At 57.9% G+C, this 25,032-nt stretch carries 36 protein-coding genes and 3 tRNA genes; 1 reads left to right on the forward strand and 38 read right to left on the reverse strand.

Going from position 1 to position 25,032, the window contains the following annotated elements; translation table 11 throughout:
* The 3 genes from CAPSK01_RS06145 to CAPSK01_RS06155 all read right to left on the reverse strand — a co-directional run.
* The coding region (locus CAPSK01_RS06145) for an acetyl-CoA C-acyltransferase (RefSeq protein WP_273703191.1) at positions 1 to 843 on the reverse strand (843 nt) is incomplete at its 3' end.
* Positions 844 to 917: 74 nt separating this feature from the next.
* Positions 918 to 3,266 carry an acyl-CoA dehydrogenase gene (locus CAPSK01_RS06150; protein ID WP_034923745.1) on the reverse strand — a complete coding sequence of 783 codons (2,349 nt, stop codon included), beginning with the start codon at positions 3,264 to 3,266 and terminating at the stop codon, positions 918 to 920.
* A 72-nt stretch (positions 3,267 to 3,338) separates the two neighbouring features.
* Positions 3,339 to 4,061: a TetR/AcrR family transcriptional regulator gene (locus CAPSK01_RS06155; RefSeq protein WP_034923749.1), complete on the reverse strand. Its 723-nt coding sequence runs from the start codon at positions 4,059 to 4,061 to the stop codon at positions 3,339 to 3,341.
* A 216-nt stretch (positions 4,062 to 4,277) separates the two neighbouring features.
* Between CAPSK01_RS06155 and CAPSK01_RS06160 the strand changes: the two genes are divergently transcribed.
* A complete protein-coding gene (locus CAPSK01_RS06160) occupies positions 4,278 to 6,116 on the forward strand; it encodes an ABC transporter ATP-binding protein/permease (RefSeq protein WP_034924083.1) in 1,839 nt (612 codons plus the stop codon).
* A gap of 71 nt (positions 6,117 to 6,187) precedes the next feature.
* Here the strand turns inward: CAPSK01_RS06160 and rplQ are convergent, their stop codons facing one another.
* The 35 genes from rplQ to CAPSK01_RS06335 all read right to left on the reverse strand — a co-directional run.
* The gene (gene rplQ / locus CAPSK01_RS06165) at positions 6,188 to 6,568 is read right to left on the reverse strand and encodes a 50S ribosomal protein L17 (protein WP_034923752.1); all 381 of its coding nucleotides are present in this window, start codon (positions 6,566 to 6,568) and stop codon (positions 6,188 to 6,190) included.
* A gap of 30 nt (positions 6,569 to 6,598) precedes the next feature.
* On the reverse strand, positions 6,599 to 7,576 hold the full coding sequence (rpoA, locus tag CAPSK01_RS06170) for a DNA-directed RNA polymerase subunit alpha (RefSeq protein ID WP_034923755.1): 978 nt from the start codon (positions 7,574 to 7,576) through the stop codon (positions 6,599 to 6,601).
* Between the two features lie 40 nt (positions 7,577 to 7,616).
* Entirely contained in the window at positions 7,617 to 8,246 is a 630-nt protein-coding gene (gene rpsD / locus CAPSK01_RS06175) for a 30S ribosomal protein S4 (RefSeq protein ID WP_034923758.1), read from the reverse strand.
* An 11-nt stretch (positions 8,247 to 8,257) separates the two neighbouring features.
* Entirely contained in the window at positions 8,258 to 8,653 is a 396-nt protein-coding gene (gene rpsK / locus CAPSK01_RS06180; protein WP_034910014.1) for a 30S ribosomal protein S11, read from the reverse strand.
* A 20-nt stretch (positions 8,654 to 8,673) separates the two neighbouring features.
* Positions 8,674 to 9,036 carry a 30S ribosomal protein S13 gene (gene rpsM, locus CAPSK01_RS06185; RefSeq protein ID WP_034923761.1) on the reverse strand — a complete coding sequence of 121 codons (363 nt, stop codon included), beginning with the start codon at positions 9,034 to 9,036 and terminating at the stop codon, positions 8,674 to 8,676.
* Positions 9,037 to 9,113: 77 nt separating this feature from the next.
* A complete protein-coding gene (rpmJ, locus tag CAPSK01_RS06190) occupies positions 9,114 to 9,227 on the reverse strand; it encodes a 50S ribosomal protein L36 (protein ID WP_034923764.1) in 114 nt (37 codons plus the stop codon).
* 89 nt (positions 9,228 to 9,316) lie between these two features.
* A complete protein-coding gene (gene infA, locus CAPSK01_RS06195) occupies positions 9,317 to 9,535 on the reverse strand; it encodes a translation initiation factor IF-1 (protein WP_034923767.1) in 219 nt (72 codons plus the stop codon).
* 1 nt (position 9,536) lies between these two features.
* Complete coding sequence (secY, locus tag CAPSK01_RS06200) at positions 9,537 to 10,856, reverse strand: preprotein translocase subunit SecY (protein WP_034923770.1); 1,320 nt, start codon at positions 10,854 to 10,856, stop codon at positions 9,537 to 9,539.
* Between the two features lie 13 nt (positions 10,857 to 10,869).
* Positions 10,870 to 11,304, reverse strand: coding sequence for a 50S ribosomal protein L15 (rplO, locus tag CAPSK01_RS06205; RefSeq protein WP_034923774.1), 435 nt, complete (start codon positions 11,302 to 11,304; stop codon positions 10,870 to 10,872).
* A gap of 1 nt (position 11,305) precedes the next feature.
* Positions 11,306 to 11,488, reverse strand: coding sequence for a 50S ribosomal protein L30 (rpmD, locus tag CAPSK01_RS06210; RefSeq protein ID WP_034923777.1), 183 nt, complete (start codon positions 11,486 to 11,488; stop codon positions 11,306 to 11,308).
* 3 nt (positions 11,489 to 11,491) lie between these two features.
* A complete protein-coding gene (gene rpsE, locus CAPSK01_RS06215) occupies positions 11,492 to 12,016 on the reverse strand; it encodes a 30S ribosomal protein S5 (protein WP_034923780.1) in 525 nt (174 codons plus the stop codon).
* A 27-nt stretch (positions 12,017 to 12,043) separates the two neighbouring features.
* Positions 12,044 to 12,397: a 50S ribosomal protein L18 gene (gene rplR / locus CAPSK01_RS06220; RefSeq protein ID WP_273703203.1), complete on the reverse strand. Its 354-nt coding sequence runs from the start codon at positions 12,395 to 12,397 to the stop codon at positions 12,044 to 12,046.
* Between the two features lie 13 nt (positions 12,398 to 12,410).
* A complete protein-coding gene (gene rplF / locus CAPSK01_RS06225; protein WP_034923786.1) occupies positions 12,411 to 12,947 on the reverse strand; it encodes a 50S ribosomal protein L6 in 537 nt (178 codons plus the stop codon).
* Between the two features lie 9 nt (positions 12,948 to 12,956).
* Complete coding sequence (rpsH, locus tag CAPSK01_RS06230; RefSeq protein ID WP_034923789.1) at positions 12,957 to 13,352, reverse strand: 30S ribosomal protein S8; 396 nt, start codon at positions 13,350 to 13,352, stop codon at positions 12,957 to 12,959.
* 15 nt (positions 13,353 to 13,367) lie between these two features.
* Positions 13,368 to 13,673, reverse strand: coding sequence for a 30S ribosomal protein S14 (rpsN, locus tag CAPSK01_RS06235; protein WP_034923792.1), 306 nt, complete (start codon positions 13,671 to 13,673; stop codon positions 13,368 to 13,370).
* Between the two features lie 6 nt (positions 13,674 to 13,679).
* A complete protein-coding gene (gene rplE, locus CAPSK01_RS06240) occupies positions 13,680 to 14,219 on the reverse strand; it encodes a 50S ribosomal protein L5 (protein WP_034923794.1) in 540 nt (179 codons plus the stop codon).
* A gap of 9 nt (positions 14,220 to 14,228) precedes the next feature.
* Positions 14,229 to 14,546: a 50S ribosomal protein L24 gene (gene rplX / locus CAPSK01_RS06245; protein WP_034923797.1), complete on the reverse strand. Its 318-nt coding sequence runs from the start codon at positions 14,544 to 14,546 to the stop codon at positions 14,229 to 14,231.
* A gap of 11 nt (positions 14,547 to 14,557) precedes the next feature.
* Positions 14,558 to 14,926 carry a 50S ribosomal protein L14 gene (rplN, locus tag CAPSK01_RS06250; RefSeq protein ID WP_034914334.1) on the reverse strand — a complete coding sequence of 123 codons (369 nt, stop codon included), beginning with the start codon at positions 14,924 to 14,926 and terminating at the stop codon, positions 14,558 to 14,560.
* 127 nt (positions 14,927 to 15,053) lie between these two features.
* Positions 15,054 to 15,320 carry a 30S ribosomal protein S17 gene (gene rpsQ / locus CAPSK01_RS06255; protein ID WP_034923800.1) on the reverse strand — a complete coding sequence of 89 codons (267 nt, stop codon included), beginning with the start codon at positions 15,318 to 15,320 and terminating at the stop codon, positions 15,054 to 15,056.
* Positions 15,317 to 15,511: a 50S ribosomal protein L29 gene (gene rpmC, locus CAPSK01_RS06260; RefSeq protein WP_034923805.1), complete on the reverse strand. Its 195-nt coding sequence runs from the start codon at positions 15,509 to 15,511 to the stop codon at positions 15,317 to 15,319. Before rpmC ends, rpsQ begins: the two co-directional genes overlap by 4 nt.
* A gap of 2 nt (positions 15,512 to 15,513) precedes the next feature.
* Entirely contained in the window at positions 15,514 to 15,927 is a 414-nt protein-coding gene (gene rplP / locus CAPSK01_RS06265; RefSeq protein ID WP_034923808.1) for a 50S ribosomal protein L16, read from the reverse strand.
* Positions 15,911 to 16,756: a 30S ribosomal protein S3 gene (gene rpsC / locus CAPSK01_RS06270; RefSeq protein WP_034923811.1), complete on the reverse strand. Its 846-nt coding sequence runs from the start codon at positions 16,754 to 16,756 to the stop codon at positions 15,911 to 15,913. Before rpsC ends, rplP begins: the two co-directional genes overlap by 17 nt.
* 9 nt (positions 16,757 to 16,765) lie before the next feature.
* A complete protein-coding gene (gene rplV / locus CAPSK01_RS06275) occupies positions 16,766 to 17,095 on the reverse strand; it encodes a 50S ribosomal protein L22 (protein ID WP_034923814.1) in 330 nt (109 codons plus the stop codon).
* A 10-nt stretch (positions 17,096 to 17,105) separates the two neighbouring features.
* Complete coding sequence (gene rpsS, locus CAPSK01_RS06280) at positions 17,106 to 17,381, reverse strand: 30S ribosomal protein S19 (protein ID WP_034923817.1); 276 nt, start codon at positions 17,379 to 17,381, stop codon at positions 17,106 to 17,108.
* Between the two features lie 13 nt (positions 17,382 to 17,394).
* Positions 17,395 to 18,222 (reverse strand): 50S ribosomal protein L2, encoded by an 828-nt coding sequence (rplB, locus tag CAPSK01_RS06285; protein ID WP_034923820.1) that lies wholly within the window; start codon positions 18,220 to 18,222, stop codon positions 17,395 to 17,397.
* Positions 18,222 to 18,524 carry a 50S ribosomal protein L23 gene (rplW, locus tag CAPSK01_RS06290; RefSeq protein WP_273703192.1) on the reverse strand — a complete coding sequence of 101 codons (303 nt, stop codon included), beginning with the start codon at positions 18,522 to 18,524 and terminating at the stop codon, positions 18,222 to 18,224. The genes rplB and rplW overlap by 1 nt, the downstream gene beginning before the upstream one ends.
* Positions 18,521 to 19,141, reverse strand: coding sequence for a 50S ribosomal protein L4 (gene rplD, locus CAPSK01_RS06295; protein ID WP_034923824.1), 621 nt, complete (start codon positions 19,139 to 19,141; stop codon positions 18,521 to 18,523). Before rplD ends, rplW begins: the two co-directional genes overlap by 4 nt.
* Positions 19,142 to 19,786 carry a 50S ribosomal protein L3 gene (rplC, locus tag CAPSK01_RS06300; protein WP_034923827.1) on the reverse strand — a complete coding sequence of 215 codons (645 nt, stop codon included), beginning with the start codon at positions 19,784 to 19,786 and terminating at the stop codon, positions 19,142 to 19,144.
* Between the two features lie 115 nt (positions 19,787 to 19,901).
* On the reverse strand, positions 19,902 to 20,213 hold the full coding sequence (rpsJ, locus tag CAPSK01_RS06305; RefSeq protein ID WP_034923830.1) for a 30S ribosomal protein S10: 312 nt from the start codon (positions 20,211 to 20,213) through the stop codon (positions 19,902 to 19,904).
* Between the two features lie 59 nt (positions 20,214 to 20,272).
* Positions 20,273 to 21,463 (reverse strand): elongation factor Tu, encoded by a 1,191-nt coding sequence (gene tuf, locus CAPSK01_RS06310; RefSeq protein WP_034923834.1) that lies wholly within the window; start codon positions 21,461 to 21,463, stop codon positions 20,273 to 20,275.
* A gap of 49 nt (positions 21,464 to 21,512) precedes the next feature.
* A tRNA-Thr gene (locus tag CAPSK01_RS06315) sits at positions 21,513 to 21,587 on the reverse strand.
* Positions 21,588 to 21,626: 39 nt separating this feature from the next.
* A tRNA-Gly gene (locus tag CAPSK01_RS06320) sits at positions 21,627 to 21,700 on the reverse strand.
* 54 nt (positions 21,701 to 21,754) lie between these two features.
* Positions 21,755 to 21,836 (reverse strand) — tRNA-Tyr (locus tag CAPSK01_RS06325).
* Positions 21,837 to 22,168: 332 nt separating this feature from the next.
* On the reverse strand, positions 22,169 to 22,951 hold the full coding sequence (locus tag CAPSK01_RS06330; protein ID WP_034923838.1) for a lytic transglycosylase domain-containing protein: 783 nt from the start codon (positions 22,949 to 22,951) through the stop codon (positions 22,169 to 22,171).
* A 205-nt stretch (positions 22,952 to 23,156) separates the two neighbouring features.
* Positions 23,157 to 25,032 (reverse strand): translocation/assembly module TamB domain-containing protein (locus CAPSK01_RS06335; RefSeq protein WP_273703193.1); only part of this gene is annotated, 1,876 nt, incomplete at its 5' end.

Raw genomic sequence — 25,032 nt, forward strand, 5'->3', positions numbered from 1 at the left:
GGCCGCCGATGCCAGGAGCAGCCACGCGGCCCCGTCGGTGATTTGCGAGCTGTTACCCGGAGTCACGCGGCCATACTTGCGGTCAAAAAACGGCTTGAGCTTGGCGAGTCCAGCCATGCTCGAATCGGCACGCACCCCGTCATCATCGCTATAGACCTTGCCCTTGCCGTCAACCAGCGGAACGATCTCGCCAAGGTGTCCGGAGGTGCGCGCGGCGGCAGCACGCTGGTGGCTGCGAACGCTGTATTCGTCCATCTGCTGGCGTGAAATACCGAAGCGCCAGGCAAGGTTTTCGGCGGTCTGCCCCATCAGCAGACCAACCACCGGGTCGGTCAGACCTTTCAACAGGCCGATTACCGGTGACAGCGCCTGCGACAAACGTAGCCGGGTAAACATGCCGATCTTCTGCGTGAGCGTCCGAGCCTGCATCATCTGTGCAAACCAGCGCACCATCGTTTCGTTGTACAACAGCGGCGCATGCGACAGCGCGTCGACGCCACCGGCAAGCACCAGATGCGAACGTCCATTCTGAATGTTGACCATCGCCGAGTCGATCGCCTGCATGCCGCTGGCGCAGTTGCGCATCACTGTCCAGGCCGGTACCTGATGGCCGCAACCCAGACGCAGAGCGACGAGACGGCCGATGTTGACTTCATCGGGCGACGGACTGACACAACCAAGAATGACCTCATCAAGGTCGCTCGGCAAAAACGGCTGGCGGATCAGCAGTGCGCGTCCGGCCTGCACTGCCAGATCGCTCGCCGCAAACGGCCCGGGCGCATTGCGCCCTTTGAGAAAAGGCGTTCTCGCGCCATCGACGACATACACGGGCTGGAATCCCACGGGTTCTCCTTCTGCCAAATACAGAAGGCACGAAACAACTGCTCCGCACCTTCCAGGGCTCTTTGACCGGCGGTCTAGGCGGCTTTGTGCAGCAGCGGCTGTTGCCGCACATGCCCGAGGTCATGCGGAAAATCGTCGACACGAATGACGATGTCGCGCAGTTCGTTACGCCTCTTGAGCACGGCGTAGTCTGCCGCGGTAACGATGCCTGCGGCAAAAGCCGCATGCGCCAGGTCGCGGACGTTGGCATCAGGATTGTCGGTCAGTACGCCACTCTTTTCAGCAGCGCGAATCTTGGCTTCGATCGGTTCGGCGGCAATGGTTGCCGCCAACGCCAGTTCGAGTGCGCCGACGGCTTCGCTTTCGACCTTGGGCAGATAGGATTCGGCGGTCAGGCGGTCGCGTGCGGCCGATGGTTCGATCAGCAACTTTGCCACCTGATGACCAATCCGGTCCGAGGGCACGTCGTATGGGTGACCGAGGGGGAAGACGAGACGGTAGAGCATACGCGCGATCCAGCGCACCGGGAAATTGGCAATCACCCCGTCGAACGCCATCTGCGCCTTGTACATCGCATCCCACATCGCCCAGTGCATCAGCGGTGCATCGGCCTGCTGACGCCCTTCCGACTCATAGCGCTTGAGCGTTGCCGAGCACAGATACAGCATCGACAGGATGTCGCCGAGCCGTGCCGAGAGCTTTTCCCGGCGCTTCAATTCACCGCCCAGAACCAGCATCGAAATGTCGGCAAGGAAGGCGAAAGCCGAAGCAAAACGCGTCAGCTGTTGGTAGTAGCGCCGGGTTTCTGGAGCGACATTGGCTGGCACGGAGACGAAATGCGATCCGGTCAGGCCCTTCCTCAACGCCCCGAAAGCATGTCCGATGGTGAACACGAGGTGACCGAAAAAGGCCTTGTCGAAATCGCGCAGACCCTGTTCCGCATCCGGGTTGAAAGCCGATTTCATCTCCTTGAGGACATACGGATGACAGCGAATGGCTCCCTGGCCAAACAGGATCATGCTGCGCGTCAGGATGTTCGCCCCTTCGACGGTAATCCCGATCGGCAGCTGCTGATAGGCACGGCCAATGAAGTTCGATGGTCCGAGACAGATTCCCTTGCCGCCGACGATATCCATGCCGTCATTGACGACCTGGCGGGCGCGCTCGGTGACATGGTATTTGGCAATTGCCGAGACTACCGATGGCTTCTCGCCGAGGTCGATGGCACCCGCCGTCATCGTGCGCACGGCATTCATCATATAGGTGTAGGCACCGATGCGCGTCAGCGGCTCTTCAACGCCTTCGAAGCGCCCGATCGCCATTTTGAACTGACTGCGAACGCGCGCGTAGGCACCAACCGTTCGAGCCGTCAGTTGCGCCATGCCGGCGTTTGACGACGGCAGCGAAATCGAACGGCCAGCCGCCAGACACTCCATCAGCATCCTCCAGCCTTGGCCCACCATCGCCGGACCACCGATCACGTAGTCGAGCGGCATGAAGACGTCCTTGCCGCGCGTCGGGCCATTCATGAACATGGCGTTGAGCGGGAAGTGGCGACGACCGATTTCTGCGCCCGGAGTGTCGCGCGGCACCAGCGCGCAGGTGATGCCGAGATGCTTCCTGCTGCCAAGCAGGCCATCCGGATCGTAGAGATGGAAAGCCAGGCCGAGGATGGTGCATACCGGACCGAGGGTGATATAACGCTTGTCCCAAGTCACCCGCATGCCGAGCACTTCCCTGCCCTGCCACATGCCCTTGCAGACAATGCCGACGTCGGGGATCGAGCCGGCGTCTGAACCGGCCCAGGGGCTGGTCAGTGCGAAGGCAGGAATCTCGATCCCCTTGGCCAATCGTGGCAGGTAGTGGTTCTTCTGTGCTTCGGTTCCGTAGTGCAGCAACAGTTCGGCAGGACCGAGCGAGTTGGGCACCATCACCGACACCGACAACGCCGAACAACGCGTCGACAGTTTGGTGACGATCTGCGAGTGAGCATAGGCCGAGAATTCGAGACCGCCATACTTCCTCGGGATGATCATCCCGAGGAAGCCCTTATCCTTGATGAACTGCCATGCCTGTGGGGGCAGATCGTATAATTCGTTCGTTACCTGCCAGTCATCCACCAACGCACAGGCCTGCTCGACCTCGTTGTCCATGAAGGACTGCTCTTCGGGCTTGAGTTTCGGCACCGGATAGGCGAGCAGTTTGTTCCAGTCGGGATTACCGCGGAACAGTTCGCCGTCCCACCACACCGTTCCGGCCTCGAGCGCGACGCGCTCGGTATCCGACATCTGTGGCAGAATCCGTTTGTAGGTATTGAAAATTGGCCGGCTGATCAGTGCTCGCCGCAAGGGGCGAACACCGAATAGCACGACCAGACTCACCAGTATGATACCGGCGATGATCGAGACGACCGTTGTGATCATTGCTGCTTCTCCTATTGCTGGTCCTGGGTGGTTGTATATTGGACCTTGCGCTTGGCGCTTGTCCCTGGAATATCAGACCGTCTTTGAAGACGGTTCTTGTTGTTTAAACTGGGGCAAGGGTGCCCGCAGGCCACCGAGCAGGAATGGCATCAGCCGTTCTGCCAAGCGTCTGGCCAGCACCGTATCGGCCGGGTCGTCACAACCGCCTTCACCTGCGAGATCTCCCACTTCGCAGCCGGTGACGACCTGCAGCACGTCGGTTCCGGCAATTGCGTAAGACATGGCGCCCAGCATGAAATGCAGGCGCCAGACAATCTCCGCTTTTGGAACGTCCGGCAAGGCACGAAATAGGGCCCGCTTGTAGCGATCAATCACTTGCGCATACTCACCGGCAAAAAAGGTGCGAATGAACTCGGCCGGCTCGGTCAGGGTTCGCCCGAGCAGACGCAGAAAGGTCATGCCACCGAGTGACGGGTCCTCCCCCATCCGCAACAGGGTACCGAAAAACGCTTCAAGTATCTGCGACGGTTTGAGCGGTGCGCCGGCAGCCTGCGCTTCAAGCTTGTCGAGGGCCTGCAGGCGCTGGTGGTTCAGCCAGGTCAGCCGACGCCGGAAGACCTCACACAACAATGCCTCTTTCGAACCGAAATGGTAGTTCACCGCCGCCAGGTTGACTTCCGCGGCGCTGGTGATGGCCCGCATCGACGTCGCTTCGTAGCCGTTGTCCATGAACAGGCGTTCGGCGATGTCCAGGATGCGCTCACGAGTATCGCTTGTGTTTTTTTGATCGGACATAGAATCGCTCGCTGACCCATGAAATGCTGAAGTGTGCGCTTCGAATGACTGACAACCACACATCGTTCAAACGTTCGTTTTGATGTTAGGGCCATCGCCTCCCGAATGCAAGTTTTTTTTTGCCGTTTTTTGCCGCTTTCTCCATCGAACCTTGAGACCTCACTCGACAACAGGGCATACTCCAGTGATCAGTCACCCGATCGATACGCCAAAGCCATGCGCCGAGCCGCCTCCCACTACCCTGTAGCCGAGCAATCCGCGGCCGCCGACAGTCATCTCTGGTTGACCCTCCACAAGTTGCTGCCCTATCTTTGGCAATACAAATGGCGAGTCTTCCTTGCCCTCTCGTGTTTGTTCAGTGCAAAACTGGCCAACGTCTGCGTGCCGCTAGTTTTCAAGGAGATGATCGACGGGCTGAGCAGCACGCAACAGGCACTCGCCTTGCCCACTCTGCTGCTTCTGCTCTACGGAACGCTGCGTTTTTCGACCTCGCTGTTCACGGAGTTGCGCGAGATTCTCTTTGCCCGTGTCACGCAACGCGCCGTACGCCGGATCGCGCTGGAGGTCTTCCGACACCTGCACGAGCTCTCTCTGCGCTTTCATCTGCAAAGGCAGACCGGTGGCGTTTCACGCGATATCGAGCGCGGCAGCCGATCGATCTCGAGTCTGATCAGCTACACACTCTATTCGATTCTGCCGACCCTGGTCGAAATCACACTCGTCCTGGTCATCCTCTTGGTCAGGTACGACAGTGCCTTTGTCCTGATCACCCTGGCTTCGCTGTCGGCCTATGTGGTATTCACGGTCAAGGTCAGCAACTGGCGGATCGCCATTCGCCGAAAACTCAACGAGATGGACTCGGCAGCAAATACTCGCGCCATCGACAGCCTGCTCAACTACGAAACGGTCAAGTACTTCAACAATGAGGAGTATGAGGCCCGCCGTTACGATCAGCAGATGCACCTGTGGGAAGACGCAGCGACCAGAAGCCAAGTCTCCCTGTCCTGGCTGAACCTCGGCCAACAGATCATCATTGCTTTGGGGGTCACGGCGATGATGTGGCGCGCAGCCAGTGGTGTGGTCGCGGGCTCGATGACCCTCGGCGATCTGGTACTGGTCAACGCCTTCCTGATCCAACTCTACATGCCACTGAACTTCCTCGGCGTGGTGTACCGCGAAATTCGCCAGTCACTGGCGGACATCGAGCGCATGTTCGGCCTGCTCGCAGTGCACCGGGACATCGCCGATGCGTCGGACGCCATGGCCCTGCCGGCTACTGGTCCGATGGAGGTCCGCTTTTCCAATGTGGACTTTTTCTACGAAACCAACCGACAGATTCTGTACGGCGTTGATTTTGTGATTCCGGCCGGGCGCACCCTCGCTGTGGTCGGCGAGTCCGGCTCCGGAAAATCGACCCTGGCACGACTGCTCTACCGCTTCTACGACATCAGCAGCGGTCATGTCCGAATCAACGGGTACGATCTGCGCCAGCTCACCCAGGCAAGCCTGCGTGCAGTCATCGGCATTGTGCCGCAGGATACCGTGTTGTTCAATGACACGATTTACTACAACATTCAGTACGGCCGGCCTGAAGCTAGCCGCGAACAGGTGCTTGCCGCAGCTACCGCGGCACAGCTCGCGGGGTTCATCGAATTGCTCCCCGATGGCTACGAAACGCGTGTGGGCGAACGCGGACTAAAACTCTCGGGAGGAGAAAAACAGCGTGTTGCCATCGCTCGGGCGCTGCTCAAGAACCCGCAGGTGCTGATCTTCGATGAAGCGACTTCGGCACTCGACTCGAAAACCGAAAAAGCCATCCAGTCGAGTCTCGACAACGCGGCGCGCAACCGCACGACGCTGGTGATCGCCCATCGCCTATCGACGATCATGAATGCCGACGAGATCCTGGTGATGGATGCCGGTCGTATCGTCGAACGCGGCTCACACCTCAAACTGCTCGACGCTGGCGGCCTGTACGCGCAAATGTGGGCCTTGCAACAGCTGGAGGAGTCCGGTGAAGCCGTCGCAACCGAATCGCCCGCAATACGCCGTTAATTAGCTGCCAGCGAAAAAAAGCCAGGCCCAGCCTGGCTCTTGCTCATGTACCTACCGTCCGCGGCTGGCGCCTATTCGGTGACAGCACTGCCTTCCGGCCGATCCATCAACTCGACAAACGCCATCGGCGCATTGTCGCCGTCTCGGAAACCACACTTCAGAATCCGCAGATAGCCACCGTTGCGGGTTGCATAACGCGGTCCAAGTTCGTCGAACACCTTGACCACCATCTCCCGATCGCGCAGCCGGTCAAAGGCCAAGCGACGGTTGGCGAGATTCGGCTTCTTGCCAAGGGTAATGATCGGCTCAATGACGCGCCGAAGTTCCTTGGCTTTCGGCAAGGTGGTCTTGATGGCTTCTTCACGAAGCAAGGAAACGGTCATGTTACGCAACATCGCCAGACGATGGGCGCTGGTACGATTCAGTTTACGGAGACCCAAACGGTGACGCATATCAATTCCTTCCTGTTCTTGTCCGGCTGCTCACTTCTCGAGGCCGGCGGGAGGCCAGTTCTCAAGCTTCATGCCCAGTGTCAGACCGCGTGCGGCCAGCACTTCCTTGATTTCATTCAGCGACTTGCGGCCCAGATTGGGCGTCTTGAGCAACTCATTCTCGGTGCGCTGGATCAGATCACCAATGTAATAGATGTTTTCCGCCTTCAGACAGTTGGCCGAACGAACCGTCAGCTCCAAGTCATCCACCGGACGCAGCAGCAGCGGATCAACCTGCACCGTCTTCTGATACTCAATGGGCAACGCCGTCCCGGCGAGGTCGGCGAATACCGAAAGCTGCTCCATCAGGATGCGCGCGGCTGTCCGAATGGCTTCCTCCGGATCAATGGCACCGTTGGTCTCGATGTCCATGATCAGCTTGTCCAGATCGGTTCGCTGTTCGACCCGCGCGCTCTCGACCGCGTAGCTGACCCGGCGCACCGGACTAAATGATGCGTCGAGGACCAGCTTGCCGATATTCTTGCTGCCATCACCACCAATCTCACGCAGGTTGCCCGCCACATAACCCCGCGACCGCTCGATTTTCATTTCCATTGCCAGCTTACCGCCAGCAGAGAGGTGGGCGATGACATGCTCGGGATTGATGATCTCGACATCGTGAGAGACATTGATGTCAGCAGCCCGAACAACCCCCTTGCCTTCCTTGCGAAGTTGCAGGATGACCTCTTCCCGATTGTGCAGCTTGAAGACGACCCCCTTGAGGTTCAAGAGGATATCCACCACATCCTCCTGAACACCATCAATTGTCGAGTATTCATGCAATACGCCTTCGATGCTGACCTCGGTCGGTGCATAGCCAGGCATTGATGACAGCAGAATCCGGCGTAGCGCATTGCCCAAAGTGTGCCCGTAACCGCGTTCAAACGGCTCCATGACCACTCGTGCATGCACCGGCGACAAGCTCTGCACATCGATGATGCGCGGTTTAAATAGTCCACTGCTTTGCATGTACTGTCCCTTTGCCTGATTCGGTCAAGCCTCGCTGCTACTACTTCGAGTAGAGTTCGATGACGAGACTCTCGTTGATCGTCGGCGGCAGTTCACTACGCTCCGGGTGCGCCTTATAGGTGCCCTTTGCAGCCTTGGCATCCACTTCAACCCACTCGGGGAAACCCCGAGTTTCGGCAGCGGCCAGAGCTGCCTTGACGCGAAGGTGTGCTTTCGTCTTCTCGCAGACTTCAATGACATCACCTGGACGAACCTGGTATGACGGAATGTTTACACGCTGACCGTTAACGAGAACGCCATTGTGTCTAACCACCTGGCGTGACTCCGCGCGCGACGCCGCGAAGCCCATGCGGTAGCAAACGCTATCGAGACGAGCCTCCAGCAATTGCAGCAGCACTTCACCGGTCACACCCCTGCGACGGTCAGCCTCTTTGTAAACCTTGCGAAACTGCCCTTCAAGAACGCCATAGATACGCCGAATCTTCTGCTTTTCCCGCAGGTGAACACCGTAGTCGGACAAGCGCTGCCCGGACTTCTGGCCATGCTGACCGGGTGCATACGAACGACGTTCGATCGCGCACTTGTCGGTGAAGCACTTTTCTCCCTTAAGGAACAACTTTTCGCCTTCACGGCGGCACTGGCGGCACTTCGGATCGAGATTGCGAGCCACTATTTTCCTCCTTAAATCCGACGCTTCTTGGGTGGCCGACATCCGTTATGCGGGATCGGCGTGACATCGGTAATCGCAGTGATCTTCATCCCGAGCGCATTAAGCGCACGCACCGACGATTCCCGCCCGGGGCCAGGACCCTTGATGCGGACTTCGAGGTTCTTGACGCCACACTCAACGGCAACCCGACCGGCAGCTTCAGCGGCAACCTGTGCAGCAAAAGGTGTACTCTTGCGTGAACCCTTGAAGCCGGCGCCACCCGAAGTTGCCCAAGACAGCGCGTTACCCTGGCGGTCGGTGATGGTGATGATCGTATTGTTGAACGAAGCGTGGATATGAGCCACTCCTTCAGCGACATTCTTTCTGATCTTGACTTTTTTACGAACTTTTGCAGCAGTCTTGGCCATGGTCTGGTCCTAGTTCCTAATCATTTCTTGCCGGCGATCGGCTTCCGCGGGCCCTTGCGAGTACGCGCATTGGTTCGCGTCCGCTGGCCACGCGACGGCAAGCCCTTGCGGTGACGAAGGCCGCGATAGCAGCCCAAGTCCATCAAGCGCTTGATGCTCATCGTGACTTCGCGACGCAGGTCACCCTCGACACTGAATTTTCCGATCTGGTCGCGCAAACGCTCCAGCTCAGCCTCAGTCAGGTCCTTCATTTTCGTTGAACGTAGAACTCCAGCAGCATCACAGATTTTCTGCGCGCGCGGACGTCCGATACCGTAGATGGCAGTTAATGCGATCTCGGCATGCTGGTGGTTCGGGAGGTTTACACCTGCGATGCGTGCCATCGATTCACCCCAAATAATCGAAACTTAATGTTTATGCCTTCAACCGACTGACAACTCACCATGGTGGGTTGCAGCGATTAACCCTGACGCTGCTTGTGACGTCGATCCGTACAGATCACACGCACAATGCCATGGCGCCGAATAATCTTGCACTTGCGGCAGATGCGTTTCACAGATGCCAGCACTTTCATGATTCACTCCTGATTTCCCGGCCTGAGGCGCAGCCTGCCTTTCGTCGGGTTGTTGCGTAGATCGTAGATTCTTCTAAAAACCATACCATTTACTTGGCGCGGAAAACGATGCGTGCACGACTCAGATCATATGGTGTCAACTGTACGGTCACCCTGTCGCCTGGCAGGATGCGAATGTAGTGCATGCGCATCTTCCCTGAAATGAAACCCAGCACGACATGGCCGTTTTCGAGCTTCACCCTGAAAGTGGCATTGGGAAGGTTCTCGATAACCTCTCCCTGCATTTCAATCAAGTCTTCCTTGGCCATTCTATTTCGCCGGTGAGCCTTTGAAGTTAGCCTTTTTCAACAGGCTCTCGTACTGGTGCGACATGGCATACGCCTGCACCTGGGTCATGAAATCCATGGTGACGACGACAATGATCAGGAGGGAGGTACCGCCAAAGTAGAACGGCACGTTCCATTTCAGGATCAGAAACTCTGGTAACAGGCAGACGATGGTGATATAGCCCGCACCCACCAAGGTCAGTCGCATCAGGATCTTGTCGATGTAGCGTGCGGTCTGATCACCCGGCCGAATCCCGGGAACGAATGCTCCGCTTCTCTTCAGGTTGTCGGCAGTTTCCTTGGAATTGAACACTAGCGCCGTATAGAAAAAGCAAAAAAAGATGATCGCCGCAGCATACAACATCACATAAATCGGTTGCCCCGGAGATAGCGCATCCGCAATGTCCTTCAGCCAACGCACCGACTCTCCAGAGCCAAACCAGCCGGCGATCGTTGCCGGAAATAGGATGATCGACGAAGCAAAGATCGGCGGGATCACACCAGCCATGTTCAGTTTCAACGGCAGGTGCGAACTCTGTCCACCATAAATCTTGTTACCCACCTGACGTTTCGCGTAGTTGACCAGGATCTTGCGCTGTCCCCGTTCAACGAAAACGACAAACGCGGTTACCAGAACGACCAGTATGCAAATCACGATTGCCGTCAGAGGATGCATGGCACCGGTGCGGACCAACTCAAGGAGGCCGCCTATCGCATTTGGCAATCCGGCTGCGATCCCCGCGAAGATGATGATCGAGATCCCATTCCCGAGCCCGCGTTCGGTCACCTGCTCCCCCAACCACATCAGAAACATTGTACCGGTAACCAGTGTGGTTACCGTCACGAAGCGAAACAGCATGCCCGGTTCAATCACCAATCCAGGTTGTGATTCGACCGCAATAGCAATACCAATTCCCTGGAACAAGGCGAGAAAAACCGTTCCGTAGCGCGTGTACTGCGTGATCTTGCGACGCCCGGCTTCACCTTCCTTTTTCAGCGCCTCGAGTTGCGGGCTGGCATGAGTCATCAATTGCATGATGATCGATGCGGAAATATACGGCATGATCCCGAGTGCAAAGATCGTAAAACGGGAAAGTGCTCCGCCCGAGAACATGTTGAACATTCCCAGAATGCCACCCTGCTGATTGTTGAACAGCATGCTCAAGGTCTGGGCGTCAATGCCCGGAACCGGGATATGCGCGCCGATCCGATACACGACCAAGGCACCAAGCAGGAACCACAGCCGACGTTTCAGATCGCCGAACTTTCCCCCCTTGCTGACCGTGTTGGAACTAGTTACCAAAAAAGGCCACCCCTTATTCCGAAACGCTGCCGCCGGCAGCTTCGATCGCTGCACGAGCGCCAGCGGTTGCCCCTACACCCTTGAGGGTAAGCTTACGGTTGATTTCGCCGGAGAGGACCACCTTCGCCGACAGCGCATGTTGCGAGACCAGATTGGCCTGTATCAACGTTGCCAAATCGATTTCATCGACCGGCAAACGCGCAATTTCCGACAAACGGACCTCGGCATTCCGGGCATTGGTCATCGACTTGAACCCACGTTTGGGCAGACGGCGCTGCAGCGGCATCTGTCCGCCTTCAAAGCCCACTTTCTGGAAGCCGCCGGCACGCGATTTCTGACCCTTGTGGCCTCGGCCACAAGTCTTGCCAAAACCCGAGCCGATACCCCGGCCGACACGCTTTCTATCGGTTCGTGCCCCCTTGGCGGGTTGAACAGTATTCAGTTCCATCTCAGCCCTCGCACTTCAGGAGGTACGAAACCTTGTTGATCATCCCGCGGACCGCCGGCGTATCTTCAAGGAGCGAAGTACTATTCAAACGCCGAAGCCCCAAACCGCGTACCGTTGCGCGATGCGATTCCTTGGTACCGATCAGGCTCCTGACAAGCGTCACTTTCACTTTCTTCTCAGACATGGCTCACTCCAGGATTTCGGCAACGGTCTTGCCTCGTTTGGCGGCAACCTCGGCCGGCGTGGTCATCGCCTGCAAACCATTGATTGTCGCCCGGACAATATTGTAAGGATTGGTCGACCCGTGCGCCTTAGCGACCACATTGGTCATGCCAATCACGTCGAAAACCGCCCGCATGGCGCCGCCGGCAATGATCCCGGTACCCTCGGGTGCCGGTTGCATCATCACTCTCGACGCCCCATGATGACCAACGACCGTGTGCTGCAAGGTCCCACTCCGGAGACTGACCTTGATCAGATTCCGGCGCGCCTCTTCCATGGCCTTCTGGACTGCCACCGGAACTTCTCGCGACTTCCCCTTGCCCATTCCCACCCGACCGTCACCGTCACCCACCACGGTAAGTGCGGCAAAACCGAGGATGCGACCGCCTTTCACCACCTTGGTCACGCGGTTGATCGAGATCATCTTCTCACGCATGCCGTCGTCAGGCTTTTCGGCATGCTGAGGTTTCCTGCTTTGCGGTTTGGCCATTGATTACTCCAATTCTTTGCCGTGCGATCAGAACTTGAGACCGGCTTCACGCGCCGCATCTGCCAGCGCCTTGATCCGCCCGTGGTACCGGAAACCGGAACGATCAAACGCCACCTGGTCAATTCCGACTTGTTTTGCGCGTTCAGCGATCAATTGACCGATCGTTTTTGCCGCACTGATGTCCCCCCCGTTGGGCAGACTCTTGCGCACTTCCGGCTCCAGCGACGATGCCGCTGCCAGAACCCGCGTCCCGCAAACAGAAATCACCTGTGCATAGATATGGCAGTTGCTGCGGTGAACCGACAAACGTACTGCTTTGAGTTCGGCAATCTTGGCACGGGTCTGGCGAGATCTGCGCAAACGCGCCTGTTTTTTGTCAATCATCTGAGCACCCTTACTTTTTCTTCTTCGTTTCCTTGATCACGACCACTTCGTCCGCATAACGCACGCCCTTGCCCTTGTAGGGCTCCGGCTTGCGATAGGCGCGAACCTCTGCCGCGACCTGGCCAACAAGTTGCCGGTCAACTCCCTTGATCACAATCTCGGTCTGCGTCGGCACCGTGGCACTGATGCCGTTTGGTAACTGGTAAACAACGGGATGCGAAAACCCGAGGCTCAGGTTGAGCGTATCGCCTTGCACCTGAGCGCGATAGCCAACGCCAACCAGGTTGAGCTTACGCTCAAACCCCTGGCTGACTCCGGTGACCATATTGGCAACCACGGCACGCATGGTTCCGGACAGCGCATCCGATTGCGCCACCCCAGCGACAGGTTTGCACAGCAGGCTGTCGCCTTGCTGTTCGACGGTCACCGCCGGGTGGGAGGCAAAATCGAGAGATCCTAGCGGACCTTTGACCGAGATGAATTTTTCCGAAAGATCGACGGTGACACCCGGCGGGAGAACAATTGGTTTCTTTGCAACGCGGGACATGGCTAACCCTTACGCGACGAAGCACAGCACTTCGCCACCAACATGGCTAGCGCGCGCCTTACGATCAGTCATAACGCCCTTGGGGGTCGACACAATCGCCACCCCCAGCCCATTCATGACCTGCGGAATATCACTGACACCTCGGTAAATGCGAAGGCCCGGCCTCGAAACACGATCGATGCGTTCGATCACCGGCCGGCCGGCGTAATATTTCAGACCAATCTCAAGAACCGGCTTACCGTCATTCGGATTTACAGCAAAGTCCTCAACATAGCCCTCGTCTTTCAAGACCTGGGCAATGGCGATCTTTACCTTGGAAGACGGCATGGCGACGGAGCCCTTGCTTGCCATCTGGGCATTTCGGATGCGTGTCAGCATGTCGCTGATCGGATCACTCATACTCATTATGTTATCTCCTGCCTACCAGCTAGCCTTGATCATTCCCGGCACCTCGCCTTGCATCACGAAATCGCGCAGCTTGCCACGACCCAAACCAAATTTCCGGAATACGCCACGCGGACGACCGGTGAGCAAGCAGCGATTACGGAGCCTGACTGGACTGGCATTGCGTGGCAACGCCTGCACTTTCAAGCGAGCCTCGAAGCGCTCTTCCACAGAACGACCCTGGTCGGATACGACAGCCATCAGCTCGGCACGCTTTTTGGCATACTTCTCAACCATCTTGCGCCGCTTTTCACCACGGTTGATCACAGCAAGTTTCGCCATTTCGTCTCAGTTCCTGAAGGGAAATTTAAACGCGCCAAGCAAGGCACGCGCCTCTTCATCGGTCTTGGCCGTAGTCGTGACACTGATGTTCATGCCTCGCAGCGCATCAATCCTGTCGTACTCGATTTCAGGAAAGATGATTTGCTCCTTGAGGCCCATGTTGTAGTTACCACGGCCATCGAAACCTTTTCCGGAAATGCCGCGAAAGTCGCGAACCCGCGGCAGCGCAATAGTCACCAAGCGGTCAATAAACTCGAACATGCGCGGACCACGAAGCGTGACCATGCAGCCGATCGGATAACCCGTACGAATCTTGAAACCGGCGATCGACTTGCGGGCCTTGGTGGTCACCGGCTTCTGTCCGGCAATTTTGACCAGGTCGCTCATTGCGTTCTCAAGAACCTTCTTGTCAGCGACCGCTTCGCCCACCCCCATGTTCAGGGTGACCTTGGTAATTCTCGGCACTTCCATTCTTGACTTGTACCCAAACCTGCGGGTCAACTCGACCACCACCGTGGTGTTGTAATAATCCAGCAAACGTGCCATGACTACTCCTTAGGCCCCCAACACTTCGCCATTCGACTTGAAAAAACGCACCTTGGTATTGTCTTCAAGCGTTTTGAACCCGATACGATCCGCTTTTCTGGTCGCCGGGTTGTAGATCGCAACATTCGAGATGTGCAGCGGCATTTCCATTTCGACAATACCGCCGGCAACACCCTTGACCGGATTCGGCTTGACATGCTTCTTGGCGCGATTGACACCCTCGACAAGAACATGCTCGGCGTCGGTACGGCGAAGCACGGCTCCGCGCCTGCCCTTGTCTTTACCTGCAATGACGAGGACGTCGTCGCCCTTACGAATCTTTTCCATCGCTTTCTTCCCTACAGCACTTCCGGCGCCAGTGACACAATCTTCATGAAACGGTCACCGCGCAACTCGCGTGTCACCGGTCCAAAGATGCGCGTGCCAATCGGCTCCATCTTGTTATTCAGGAGTACAGCCGCATTGTGGTCAAACCTGACGAGTGACCCATCGGGGCGGCGAACGCCCTTGGCGGTACGCACCACTACGGCACTATAGACATCGCCCTTCTTGACGCGCCCACGCGGCGCCGCATCCTTGATAGTGACCTTGATAATGTCGCCGACACCAGCATAGCGGCGCTTCGATCCGCCCAACACCTTGATACACATCACCGAACGTGCGCCGGTGTTGTCGGCCACGTCGAGAGTACTCTGCACTTGAATCATCTGTCACTCCAACTTGGCCCGCTGTAGCAGCAGTCAGTCTTGGAACCCGCGAGGGGAGGAACGCTCAACATGCCGTCGAGCGCGAGAAAACCAGGGATTATAGCGGATTTTCCAGCAAAAGCAAATCCTAAATCGCAACGGCACGTTCCAGCAATTTCGTGACCATCCATGTCTTGGTCTTCGAAAGCGGACGAGATTCTTGAATTTCAACGACATCGCCGACTTTCGCCTGGTTATTGTCGTTGTGTGCGTGGTACTTGCTCGAACGGATTATGATCTTGTTATACATGGCGTGCTTGACGCGACGTTCGACGATCACTGTGACGGTCTTTTCCATTCGATCACTGACGACGCGCCCGACCAGGGTACGCGTGTTGCTGGTGGTCTCGCTCATTGTTGAACTGCCTTTTCACGAAGAAGCGTACGCACGCGCGCGATCTGGCGGCGCACTTTGCCAATCTGACTGTTATTCGACAACTGCTGCGTAGCAAGCTGCATGCGCAGGCCAAACTGGGCTTTCAGCAAGTCGAGCAATTCTTTGTTCAACTCGTCGACGGTTTTTGCTCTGAGTTCACTGACTTTCATGATCAACCCACCATACGCGTAACGAAAACCGTTGGAATCGGCAGCTTCGCGGCAGCAAGCGCAAACGCTTCACGCGCCAGGCTTTCGGCAACCCCATCCATCTCGTAGAGAACCTTGCCCGGCTTGATCTCGGCCACGTAGTACTCCGGACTCCCCTTGCCGCTTCCCATCCGGACTTCGGCAGGTTTCTTTGATATCGGTTTGTCCGGGAAAATGCGGATCCATATCCGGCCACCGCGCTTGATGTGACGAGTCATGGCCCGCCGCGCCGCTTCAATCTGGCGAGCGGTCAGCCGCCCGCGACCAATCGCTTTAAGCCCGTACTCACCAAAACTTACTTTGGCACCACGCAGCGCCAAGCCGGTATTGCGGCCCTTCTGCTCTTTGCGGTATTTTCTTCTAGTTGGCTGCAGCATCTGTGGTTCCTGCCTTTCTTACTCGTTTCACCGGTGCCTTCGCTTCCGCAGCGGCGCCCTCGGCCTTCACTAGCTCTTCCTGACCGTCGGGTCTGGTCCTTACCGTACGCGGCCGCTCAGCCGCTTCACCCAGACGAGGGGAGCGGCGGGACCGGCGATCATCAAGCGCCGGTTCGGCAGACACAGCGGTCGGTTCCTGGCGATTGAGAATCTCGCCCTTGAAAACCCAGACCTTGACGCCGATCAGGCCATAGGTGGTCAGCGCTTCCGAGGTTGCGTAGTCAATATCAGCGCGCAAGGTGTGCAGCGGCACGCGGCCTTCTCGATACCATTCCCGCCGGGCAATTTCGACTCCGTTGAGGCGACCGGAACTCATGATCTTGATGCCCTGCGCGCCCAGCCGCATTGCATTCTGCATCGCCCGTTTCATGGCTCGACGGAACATGATGCGCTTCTCAAGCTGCTGCGTAATCGAGTCGGCGATCAGCTGAGCATCCAGTTCTGGCTTGCGGATTTCTTCGATACTCACATGCACCGGGACACCCATGATCTTCTGCAGGGCCGCACGCAAGTGGTCGATCTCTTCCCCCTTCTTGCCGATCACCACACCTGGGCGAGCCGAAAATACAGTCACACGTGCGTTCTTAGCCGGACGCTCGATAAGGATGCGCCCGACCGAAGCATGTTTCAGCTTTTTCCGCAAGTATTCGCGAACGCGAACATCTTCGTTGAGCATGCCGGCAAAGTTCTTGCTGTTGGCATACCACCGCGACGACCAATCACGCGTAACAGCCAGACGAAAACCAGCAGGATGAATCTTTTGTCCCATTCTTGTTCCTCAGTTGCCGACGGTCAGAAACACATGACAGGTCGGCTTGACGATTCGGTTGCCGCGCCCCTTGGCCCGCGCTGTAAAGCGCTTGAGCACCATGCCCTTTTCGACACAGACAGTCTTCACCTTCAGTTCGTCAATATCGGCACCGACATTGTGCTCGGCATTGGCGATAGCCGACTCAAGCACCTTCTTGATGATTGCGGCGCCTTTCTTTGGGCTGAATGTCAGAATGTTGAGCGCCTTATCGATCGGTAAACCGCGAATCTGATCGGCCACCAGCCGACCCTTCTGAGTCGACAGCCGAACCCCACGCAAAACAGCACGAGTTTCCATATTCATTCCTTTACTTCTTGGCCTTCTTGCCAGCGGTGTGGCCCTTGAAGGTACGGGTCAGCGAAAACTCGCCTAGCTTGTGCCCAACCATATTTTCGGTGATGTACACCGGCACGTGCTGCTTGCCGTTATGAACGGCAATGGTGATGCCTACGAAATCGGGCAGCACGGTGGACCTGCGCGACCACGTTTTGATCGGGCGCTTGTCGCCTGTCGCGCGCACCACGCTCACTTTTTTAATCAGATGGGCATCAGCAAACGGGCCCTTTTTAACGGAACGTCCCATGGTTATCTATCCTCTAGCGTTTTTGGCGGCGCTGCACGATCATCGACGTTGTGCGCTTGTTGCGACGAGTACGATAACCTTTGGTCTTGGTACCCCAAGGACTGACCGGATGCATACCTGCTGCTGTCTTGCCTTCACCGCCACCGTGCGGATGGTCGATCGGATTCATCGCGACACCCCGGACAGTCGGTCGAATACCACGCCAACGGTTGCCGCCGGCCTTGCCTATGGAACGTAGACTATGTTCTTCGTTACCCACCTCGCCGACGGTTGCACGGCACTCGACATGCACTCGACGAATCTCGCCGGAACGTAAGCGGATCTGCGCATGCACACCTTCACGGGCCAACAACTGTACCGAGGTGCCGGCGGATCGTGCCAATTGCGCGCCCTTGCCCGGCACCATTTCGACGCAATGAATTGTCGTACCAACCGGAATATTACGGATCGGCAAAGAATTGCCCGTTTTGATCGGGGCTTCTGAACCACTCGAGACCTGCTGGCCAACGGCCAAGCCTTTCGGAGCGATGATGTAGCGGCGCTCACCATCAGCATAACAAAGCAGGGCAATGTTTGCGGTCCGGTTCGGATCGTACTCGAGGCGCTCGACCTTGGCCGGAACTCCGTCCTTGTTGCGCTTGAAATCAATCAGCCGATAGTGCTGCTTATGCCCGCCGCCTTGGTGCCGTGTCGTGACATGGCCGTTGTTATTGCGACCAGCGTTCTTTGATTGTGGCTCGAGCAATGCGGCAACAGGCTCGCCCTTGTGCAGGTCGGCGTTTACGACCCGGATGACGGCGCGGCGTCCCGGCGAGGTCGGTTTGACTTTGACGAGTGCCATCAGACGCCTCCTCCATCGACGAAATTAATCTCCTGGCCCGGCTGCAGGCAGACGTAGGCCTTTTTCCAGTTCTTGCGGCGACCCATCCTACGGCCGAATTTCTTGTGCTTGCCCTTGACGTTCGCGATCTGTACCGACTTCACCGAGACCTTGAACAGCAACTCAACGGCACCCTTGACCTCAGGCTTGGTTGCATCGGATGCCACACGAAAGATCACCTGCTCATGTTTATCGGCAACGAAGGTGGCCTTTTCGGAGATCTGAGGAGCGAGCAACACTTGCATCAGACGTTCTTGATTCATCCCAGGATCTCCTCAAACTTGGCGAGTGCACCTTTGGTCATCAGTACTTTCCGGAACTGGACCAGCGATACCGGGTCTGCTTGCTGGACCTCGACAACCAGAATGTTCGGCAGATTGCGCGCTGCCAGGAACACGTTTTCGTCGAGATCATCCGTGATCAGGAGCACTGAATCGTAGCCCATCCCTTTGATCTTGGAGGCAAAAATCTTCGTTTTCGGTGCTTCGATGGTGAACCTATCGACCACCGCCAGACGATCCTCGCGAGCGAGCTGCGAGAGGATCGATGCCATCCCGGCGCGATACATCTTGCGGTTCAGCTTATGAGAAAAATTCTCGTCCGGCGAGCTCGGGAAGACTTGGCCACCGCCTCGCCAGATCGGTGAAGAAGACATGCCAGCGCGGGCGCGACCAGTACCTTTCTGGCGCCACGGCTTCTTGGTGGTATGCCGGACATCCTGCCGGCCTTTCTGGGCGCGGTTGCCGCTCCGACCATTTGCCTGGTAAGCAACCAACACCTGGTGCACCAGGGCTTCATTGTATTCGCGGCCAAACAGAGTGTCGGAAGCTTCAAGGCGACTCGCTTCCAGGCCTTGTTCGTTGATCAACTTGAGTTCCATTTATGCCCCCGCCTTGACTGCAGGACGCACGATCACGTCCGACCCTTTGGAACCGGGGACCGCGCCCTTGAGCAACAGCAACTGGCGTTCAGCATCAACGCGAACGACCTCAAGGTTTTGCTGAGTACGTTTGACAGCACCCAGATGACCCGCCATTTTCTTGCCCGGAAAAACACGACCCGGATCCTGCGCCATCCCGGTTGAACCGAGCGCCTGATGCGAGACCGAGTTGCCGTGAGCAGCACCCTGAGACCTGAATTGATGCCGTTTGATTCCACCCGAAAAGCCCTTGCCGATGGTCTGACCAGTGACATCAACCTTTTGCCCGACTGCGAAGATGTTTACGCTGATCTGGTCACCAGGCTGCAGTGCAGCGAGGTCGGCGGCGGCAACGGGGAACTCTTTCAAGACGTGCCCGGCCTCGACACCCGCTTTGGCAAGATGCCCGGCGAGGGGCTTATTCACACGCGAGGCGCGGCGCTTGCCGAAAGCCACCTGCACAACCGAATAGCCGTCTTTCTCCGGCGTTTTGATTTGGGCGATGCGATTGTTCGACACATCGAGCACGGTTACCGGAACACTCACACCATCTTCGGTAAAAATGCGCGTCATGCCGACCTTGCGCCCAACAAGGCCTAGACTCATGTTTATTCTCCCCTGACCGGCTACGATTGGCCGGCGAGCGCTGCTAAAAAACGGGCATCATCCACTATACGTGACTGCCCGACGAAAGGCGGCGATTATAGCCGCTCGTAGGTGCTTACTGCAACTTAATTTCGACGTCAACACCAGCGGGAAGATCGAGCTTCATTAAGGCATCGACTGTCTTGTCGGTGGGGTCGATGATATCCATCAAGCGCAGGTGGGTGCGGATTTCAAACTGGTCGCGCGAGGTCTTGTCAACATGCGGCGAACGCAGAATATCAAAACGCTCGGTGCGGGTCGGTAACGGCACCGGACCGCGGACGACGGCGCCGGTACGCTTGGCGGTTTCAACAATTTCCTGGGCGGACTGATCGATCAAGCGATAGTCAAAGGCTTTCAGGCGGATACGGATTTTCTGGCTATGCATTTTTTTTCCAAAGAGCGATCGGCGGAGCCACAGCAGCTCCACCTGAAGTGTGTGCCCGACTACTCGATGATTTTCGCGACCACCCCGGCGCCGACGGTACGACCGCCTTCGCGGATCGCGAAGCGCAGACCTTCTTCCATGGCAATCGGGGCAATCAGCTTGACCGTCATCTGCACGTTGTCACCCGGCATGACCATCTCGACCCCTTCCGGCATGGCGATGGCACCCGTCACGTCGGTCGTGCGGAAATAGAACTGCGGGCGATAGTTGTTGAAGAACGGCGTATGGCGCCCCCCCTCTTCCTTCGACAGGCAGTACACCTCTCCGGTGAAATGCGTGTGCGGCTTGATCGAACCCGGCTTCGCCAACACCTGCCCGCGCTCAACGTCGTCGCGCTTGGTGCCTCGCAGCAGCACGCCCACGTTGTCGCCGGCCTGACCCTGGTCGAGCAATTTACGGAACATTTCAACGCCGGTGCAGATCGTCTTGACCGTCGGCCGAATGCCGACAATCTCGACTTCTTCACCCACCTTGATGACCCCCCGCTCAACACGACCCGTCACCACCGTGCCCCGCCCGGAGATCGAGAAAACATCTTCGATCGGCAGCAGAAACGGCTTGTCAATCGCCCGCTGCGGCGTCGGAATGTAGGCATCCAGTGCATCCGCCAGCGCCATCACCGACTGCTCGCCCAGCGGACCCGCATCGCCTTCCAGCGCCTTCAGCGCCGAACCCTGAACGATCGGCGTGTCGTCACCCGGAAAATCATACTTGGACAGCAGCTCGCGCACTTCCATGTCCACCAGCTCAAGCAACTCGGCGTCGTCCACCATGTCGCACTTGTTCAGATAAACGACCACGTACGGCACACCCACCTGCCGCGCCAGCAGAATGTGCTCGCGCGTCTGCGGCATCGGGCCATCCGCCGCCGAAACCACCAGAATCGCACCGTCCATCTGCGCCGCACCGGTAATCATGTTCTTGATGTAGTCGGCGTGCCCCGGGCAATCCACGTGCGCATAGTGACGCTTGGACGTCTCGTACTCGACGTGCGCCGTGTTGATCGTGATCCCGCGCGCCTTTTCCTCGGGCGCCGCGTCAATCTGGTCGTAGGCCTTGGCCACACCGCCAAATTTCTTCGCCAGAATCGTCGTGATCGCCGCCGTCAGCGTCGTCTTCCCGTGATCGACGTGCCCAATCGTGCCCACGTTGACGTGCGGCTTCGTACGCTCAAATTTTCCCTTGGCCATTTACCGGTCCCCAAGACATTAGAAGTTAATAATCTACAGCACCAAACGGTGGTGCCCATGGACAGAATTGAACTGTCGACCTCTCCCTTACCAAGGGAGTGCTCTACCGCTGAGCTACATGGGCATCGCTCGAGAAGCTTAAAGCAAATTTCTGCGGCCAACCTGGAGCGGGTGAAGGGAATCGAACCCTCGTCATAAGCTTGGAAGGCTTCAGCTCTACCATTGAGCTACACCCGCAAAAGCATTGCTCGAAGAACGATTTGACAGCATCACCGACAGCGGCGTCTCTTGTGGAGGGAGAAGGATTCGAACCTTCGAAGGCAGAGCCGTCAGATTTACAGTCTGATCCCGTTGGCCACTTGGGTATCCCTCCGACTAACAACCCATAATTCTGACGCCAAACCAAACATCTGTCAAAAAATTTTTTTGTCAAGAGAAGATTATACCTCTACCAGGATTTTTGTGGCGCATCACCAAACACCTGCCGGAGAGACCGCGCGGGATGCCCTTGACGCCCATCCTGGTCTACCGCGGGGCCTGCTGATCGGTGCATGCGCTGGCTGATCCGAGGTCCTCGCCAATTTTCTTCCGACGGCTCTGCACGGGCGATTGCCAGCGTCGCTGCGCACCAGCCCTTGCAAGCATTGCGACCGGGGTGACGGCGCGAGATGTTCAGGAATGCCTTGCAAGGTGTGGGACAACAGATCATTCCGTATGTGCTGCCGCCGATGCCAGCAGGTTACGACGCCCCGGAATCGTCAGGTAGATTCGTTTAGCGTTGTACCCGGAACCGGAAAATACGGCCGCCTCGACCTTTCTGGGTGCGGGTCTGTCCTGATACAGTTGATAAATCTGGGTAACCAGCTGGACGTAGTTGCGTGTTTCCGGGTAAGGCGGAATCTTGTTCCTGTATTGTTGCACGGCGCCTTCGCCAGCATTATAGGAAGCAAGCACCAATTCCTGCTGATTGGGGAACATGCGGTGAAGGTCTCGCAGATAACGCGCGCCCAAACGAATATTGATTTCCGGGTCGGCCAATTTCTGCTCGATGGTCTTGTTCTTGTCGCCCTGCAAGCCATAGCGCTCGGCTGTTGCCGGCATGACCTGCATCAAACCGATGGCACCTCTGGGGGAAATCGCGCCGGGGTTGAAACCCGATTCGGCCGCCATGATGGCCTTGAGCAGGGCGAACTCAATCGAAAATTCATTGCTGGCCACTTTCAGCAATGGCTCGAATTTCTTCAGGTTGGGATGTTTCGACAGATAGCGCAACAGTTCGGGCTTTGCCGGACCAGTCGCCGTGGAGTCAGCCGCATCGAACTGTTGGCCGCGCATGAACAATTGATAACGCGCATCAATCTTTTCGGTGGCAAAATGTGCTGCCCCCTGCTCGTCAATATAGCCATAAATATTGGCGCGAGCGTCCACCGAAACGAGGCTCAGGCCAAGCGTGAGGATGAAACCGGAAATTTGCATGCGTTGTTGCATCAGCTAGCCGCTTTCGTTGCCGTGATCTTGAATTCCACGTGCTGCGCTGCCGTTAATGGAAGGGAAAGGGAAATCTTCAGAAATATCCTGGCCAGTATGCCCAGTCCGGGCAGTCACTGTCAATCGCGATTTCGCACCTTCACCCCCGGCCTTCTCCTGATTGTCGGAGAAGGGAGATTCGCGAGTCGCTGACGCAACCTTTCCATCAGCGCCCGAACCGGTAACTCCAGAGCAGGTCCAGTCCGGTCGCGGAACCGGTGTAGCCGGCGAACGAGAAGTTCCGGCTCAGGTTGACAGTCAGTTTGACGATGCTGCCAGCCGTGGTGAGTGACTGCTCGTAGCTGATCAGCATGTTCGACGACAAGCGCTTGCCGATGCTGACGATCTGTCCGGTGGTGGTGTCACTGGTACCAAAGCCGGTCGTACTGGCAATCCGACTGGTCTGCCGCTGCCCTGATCCGTCGAGCCGGCCTCTGCTGATGCCGAACTCGTCGATTCCCAGACTCCGCTGCACGGCCTTCAGCGGACCGCCATCCTGACCGCCGAGAATGGTTTGCGCGGCGGCCAGCAACACCGACGTGTCCTGCCCGCGCTGTTGATCGGGGGCATGTCCAAGGACCAGCCAGGACAGTTTTTCGGCATCCGGCACATCGGGGTCGGAAACCAGCCGCACGACTGGCCGCCTGGCTGTTCCGGTCACTTCGACGCCGGCCTCGACCGGCAGATTGCTGCGCATGGCGCGGATATTGAGGCCAGGGTTGTCAAGCAGGCCCTGAAAGTTGAGAATGCCGCGCTCGATATCGAGCTTCTGGCCATAAGCATCGAAACGACCCTCCTCGGTACGGATCGAACCGATCGCGCGCGGCACTCCGCTGCCTTCGGAGCGAACCTTCAGGGCGCCCACCAGACGGCTTTCGACGCCAGCGCCGCGGAAGTGAAAGTGGCGACCGAGGTCGGCTTCGAGGTTCAGCGATACCAGCCGCGCCGGCACCGAAGCTTTCGCCTGACCGGAAGCCGGACGCTTGATCAGCACGTCATCCGACAATTGCGGCGTGCCGCTCCTGGCCAGCTCCCAGTAAGCGGCGTCGAGCTGCAAGCGTCCGATGACGTCGAGCACCCGCTCGCCGAGCTTCAGCTCTGCATCTCCGGAGACGAGCACCCACTGATCCGGGCGCTGCAGCACGCCCAGACGTTCCGCGCGCAGTTTCAGAACCCCCTCCGAATGTCCTGCGCGCAGCTCGCCGCTGGCCTCGATGCGACCAGGTCCGGCGCGCAGCTTGCCGGCATCGATCCTGGAATCGAGCAGCAAGGCGCGCGGCAGCGGCTGCAACTCACTCTCGAATGAGAGCTCCTTGAGCAGCAGACGAACATCCGTTTCGGCCTCACTGCGCAATTGCAACAGCAGCTTGCCGCGCTCCAGACGCACTCCCTGATCGAGTGCGCGCACAGCCAGCCCGTCGCCACGCCATTCGCCGTTGAGGCGCGGCTGCGCCGGGGTCCCGGCGAGCAGCATGCTGCCCGACAGACGACCGCCGAGTTGCCAGCCATCGCCAACCAGCGGACCGGCCCAGGCCAGATCCGGGGCATTCAGCCGCAGTTCTCCACGCCATGGCGCCTGCCGGTCGAGCCAGGCATCGGGCGAACTGGCAGCGCTGAAGTCGACGGCGATTTCGCCGAGCCGCTGGCCGCGCAGCTTGATCTGGCCTTGGCAACGACCGCCACTGACCAGCAGACTCAAGGTGCCCTCTTCGAGACCCAGCGGCAAGTTGCCAATCGTCAGGTCACCGCGATCTCGCCACAGCCGGATACGCGCTACCGGCAGGGTCGTTCGCGAACTGCCGACAGCATTGTCAGCACCGATCTCCCATTTGCCGTTGAGGCGCAGCGGCTCACCATTGCCCCGTACGGCCAGCGCCTCGGACCATTCCGGGAACTCGGCCAGTACCGCACCTACCGGCAAGGCGCGCAGACCGCCGACACTCTGCCAGTGCGACTGCTGGTAACGCAGTTGATCGAGTTGCAAGGACCAGCCGGCGCCGATGAACTCGCCCGGGCCGGCACGGTAGCTGCCGCTGGCCAAC

This window comes from Candidatus Accumulibacter vicinus (assembly GCF_000584955.1).
Classification (GTDB): domain Bacteria; phylum Pseudomonadota; class Gammaproteobacteria; order Burkholderiales; family Rhodocyclaceae; genus Accumulibacter; species Accumulibacter vicinus.

What these genes read in the sequence shown, in the direction of transcription:
- CAPSK01_RS06150 (WP_034923745.1), bottom strand. Translation starts at nt 3,266, where the DNA reads ATGATCACAACGGTCGTCTCGATCATCGCCGGTATCATACTGGTGAGT.
- CAPSK01_RS06155 (WP_034923749.1), bottom strand. Translation starts at nt 4,061, where the DNA reads ATGTCCGATCAAAAAAACACAAGCGATACTCGTGAGCGCATCCTGGAC.
- CAPSK01_RS06160 (WP_034924083.1), top strand. Translation starts at nt 4,278, where the DNA reads ATGCGCCGAGCCGCCTCCCACTACCCTGTAGCCGAGCAATCCGCGGCC.
- rplQ (WP_034923752.1), bottom strand. Translation starts at nt 6,568, where the DNA reads ATGCGTCACCGTTTGGGTCTCCGTAAACTGAATCGTACCAGCGCCCAT.
- rpoA (WP_034923755.1), bottom strand. Translation starts at nt 7,576, where the DNA reads ATGCAAAGCAGTGGACTATTTAAACCGCGCATCATCGATGTGCAGAGC.
- rpsK (WP_034910014.1), bottom strand. Translation starts at nt 8,653, where the DNA reads ATGGCCAAGACTGCTGCAAAAGTTCGTAAAAAAGTCAAGATCAGAAAG.
- rpsM (WP_034923761.1), bottom strand. Translation starts at nt 9,036, where the DNA reads ATGGCACGCATCGCAGGTGTAAACCTCCCGAACCACCAGCATGCCGAG.
- rpmJ (WP_034923764.1), bottom strand. Translation starts at nt 9,227, where the DNA reads ATGAAAGTGCTGGCATCTGTGAAACGCATCTGCCGCAAGTGCAAGATT.
- infA (WP_034923767.1), bottom strand. Translation starts at nt 9,535, where the DNA reads ATGGCCAAGGAAGACTTGATTGAAATGCAGGGAGAGGTTATCGAGAAC.
- rplO (WP_034923774.1), bottom strand. Translation starts at nt 11,304, where the DNA reads ATGGAACTGAATACTGTTCAACCCGCCAAGGGGGCACGAACCGATAGA.
- rpmD (WP_034923777.1), bottom strand. Translation starts at nt 11,488, where the DNA reads ATGTCTGAGAAGAAAGTGAAAGTGACGCTTGTCAGGAGCCTGATCGGT.
- rpsE (WP_034923780.1), bottom strand. Translation starts at nt 12,016, where the DNA reads ATGGCCAAACCGCAAAGCAGGAAACCTCAGCATGCCGAAAAGCCTGAC.
- rplF (WP_034923786.1), bottom strand. Translation starts at nt 12,947, where the DNA reads ATGTCCCGCGTTGCAAAGAAACCAATTGTTCTCCCGCCGGGTGTCACC.
- rpsH (WP_034923789.1), bottom strand. Translation starts at nt 13,352, where the DNA reads ATGAGTATGAGTGATCCGATCAGCGACATGCTGACACGCATCCGAAAT.
- rpsN (WP_034923792.1), bottom strand. Translation starts at nt 13,673, where the DNA reads ATGGCGAAACTTGCTGTGATCAACCGTGGTGAAAAGCGGCGCAAGATG.
- rplE (WP_034923794.1), bottom strand. Translation starts at nt 14,219, where the DNA reads ATGGCACGTTTGCTGGATTATTACAACACCACGGTGGTGGTCGAGTTG.
- rplX (WP_034923797.1), bottom strand. Translation starts at nt 14,546, where the DNA reads ATGGAAAAGATTCGTAAGGGCGACGACGTCCTCGTCATTGCAGGTAAA.
- rplN (WP_034914334.1), bottom strand. Translation starts at nt 14,926, where the DNA reads ATGATTCAAGTGCAGAGTACTCTCGACGTGGCCGACAACACCGGCGCA.
- rpsQ (WP_034923800.1), bottom strand. Translation starts at nt 15,320, where the DNA reads ATGAGCGAGACCACCAGCAACACGCGTACCCTGGTCGGGCGCGTCGTC.
- rpmC (WP_034923805.1), bottom strand. Translation starts at nt 15,511, where the DNA reads ATGAAAGTCAGTGAACTCAGAGCAAAAACCGTCGACGAGTTGAACAAA.
- rplP (WP_034923808.1), bottom strand. Translation starts at nt 15,927, where the DNA reads ATGCTGCAGCCAACTAGAAGAAAATACCGCAAAGAGCAGAAGGGCCGC.
- rpsC (WP_034923811.1), bottom strand. Translation starts at nt 16,756, where the DNA reads ATGGGACAAAAGATTCATCCTGCTGGTTTTCGTCTGGCTGTTACGCGT.
- rplV (WP_034923814.1), bottom strand. Translation starts at nt 17,095, where the DNA reads ATGGAAACTCGTGCTGTTTTGCGTGGGGTTCGGCTGTCGACTCAGAAG.
- rpsS (WP_034923817.1), bottom strand. Translation starts at nt 17,381, where the DNA reads ATGGGACGTTCCGTTAAAAAGGGCCCGTTTGCTGATGCCCATCTGATT.
- rplB (WP_034923820.1), bottom strand. Translation starts at nt 18,222, where the DNA reads ATGGCACTCGTCAAAGTCAAACCGACCTCGCCGGGACGCCGCGCCGTC.
- rplW (WP_273703192.1), bottom strand. Translation starts at nt 18,524, where the DNA reads ATGAATCAAGAACGTCTGATGCAAGTGTTGCTCGCTCCTCAGATCTCC.
- rplD (WP_034923824.1), bottom strand. Translation starts at nt 19,141, where the DNA reads ATGGAACTCAAGTTGATCAACGAACAAGGCCTGGAAGCGAGTCGCCTT.
- rplC (WP_034923827.1), bottom strand. Translation starts at nt 19,786, where the DNA reads ATGAGTCTAGGCCTTGTTGGGCGCAAGGTCGGCATGACGCGCATTTTT.
- rpsJ (WP_034923830.1), bottom strand. Translation starts at nt 20,213, where the DNA reads ATGCATAGCCAGAAAATCCGTATCCGCCTGAAAGCCTTTGACTATCGC.
- tuf (WP_034923834.1), bottom strand. Translation starts at nt 21,463, where the DNA reads ATGGCCAAGGGAAAATTTGAGCGTACGAAGCCGCACGTCAACGTGGGC.
- CAPSK01_RS06330 (WP_034923838.1), bottom strand. Translation starts at nt 22,951, where the DNA reads ATGCAACAACGCATGCAAATTTCCGGTTTCATCCTCACGCTTGGCCTG.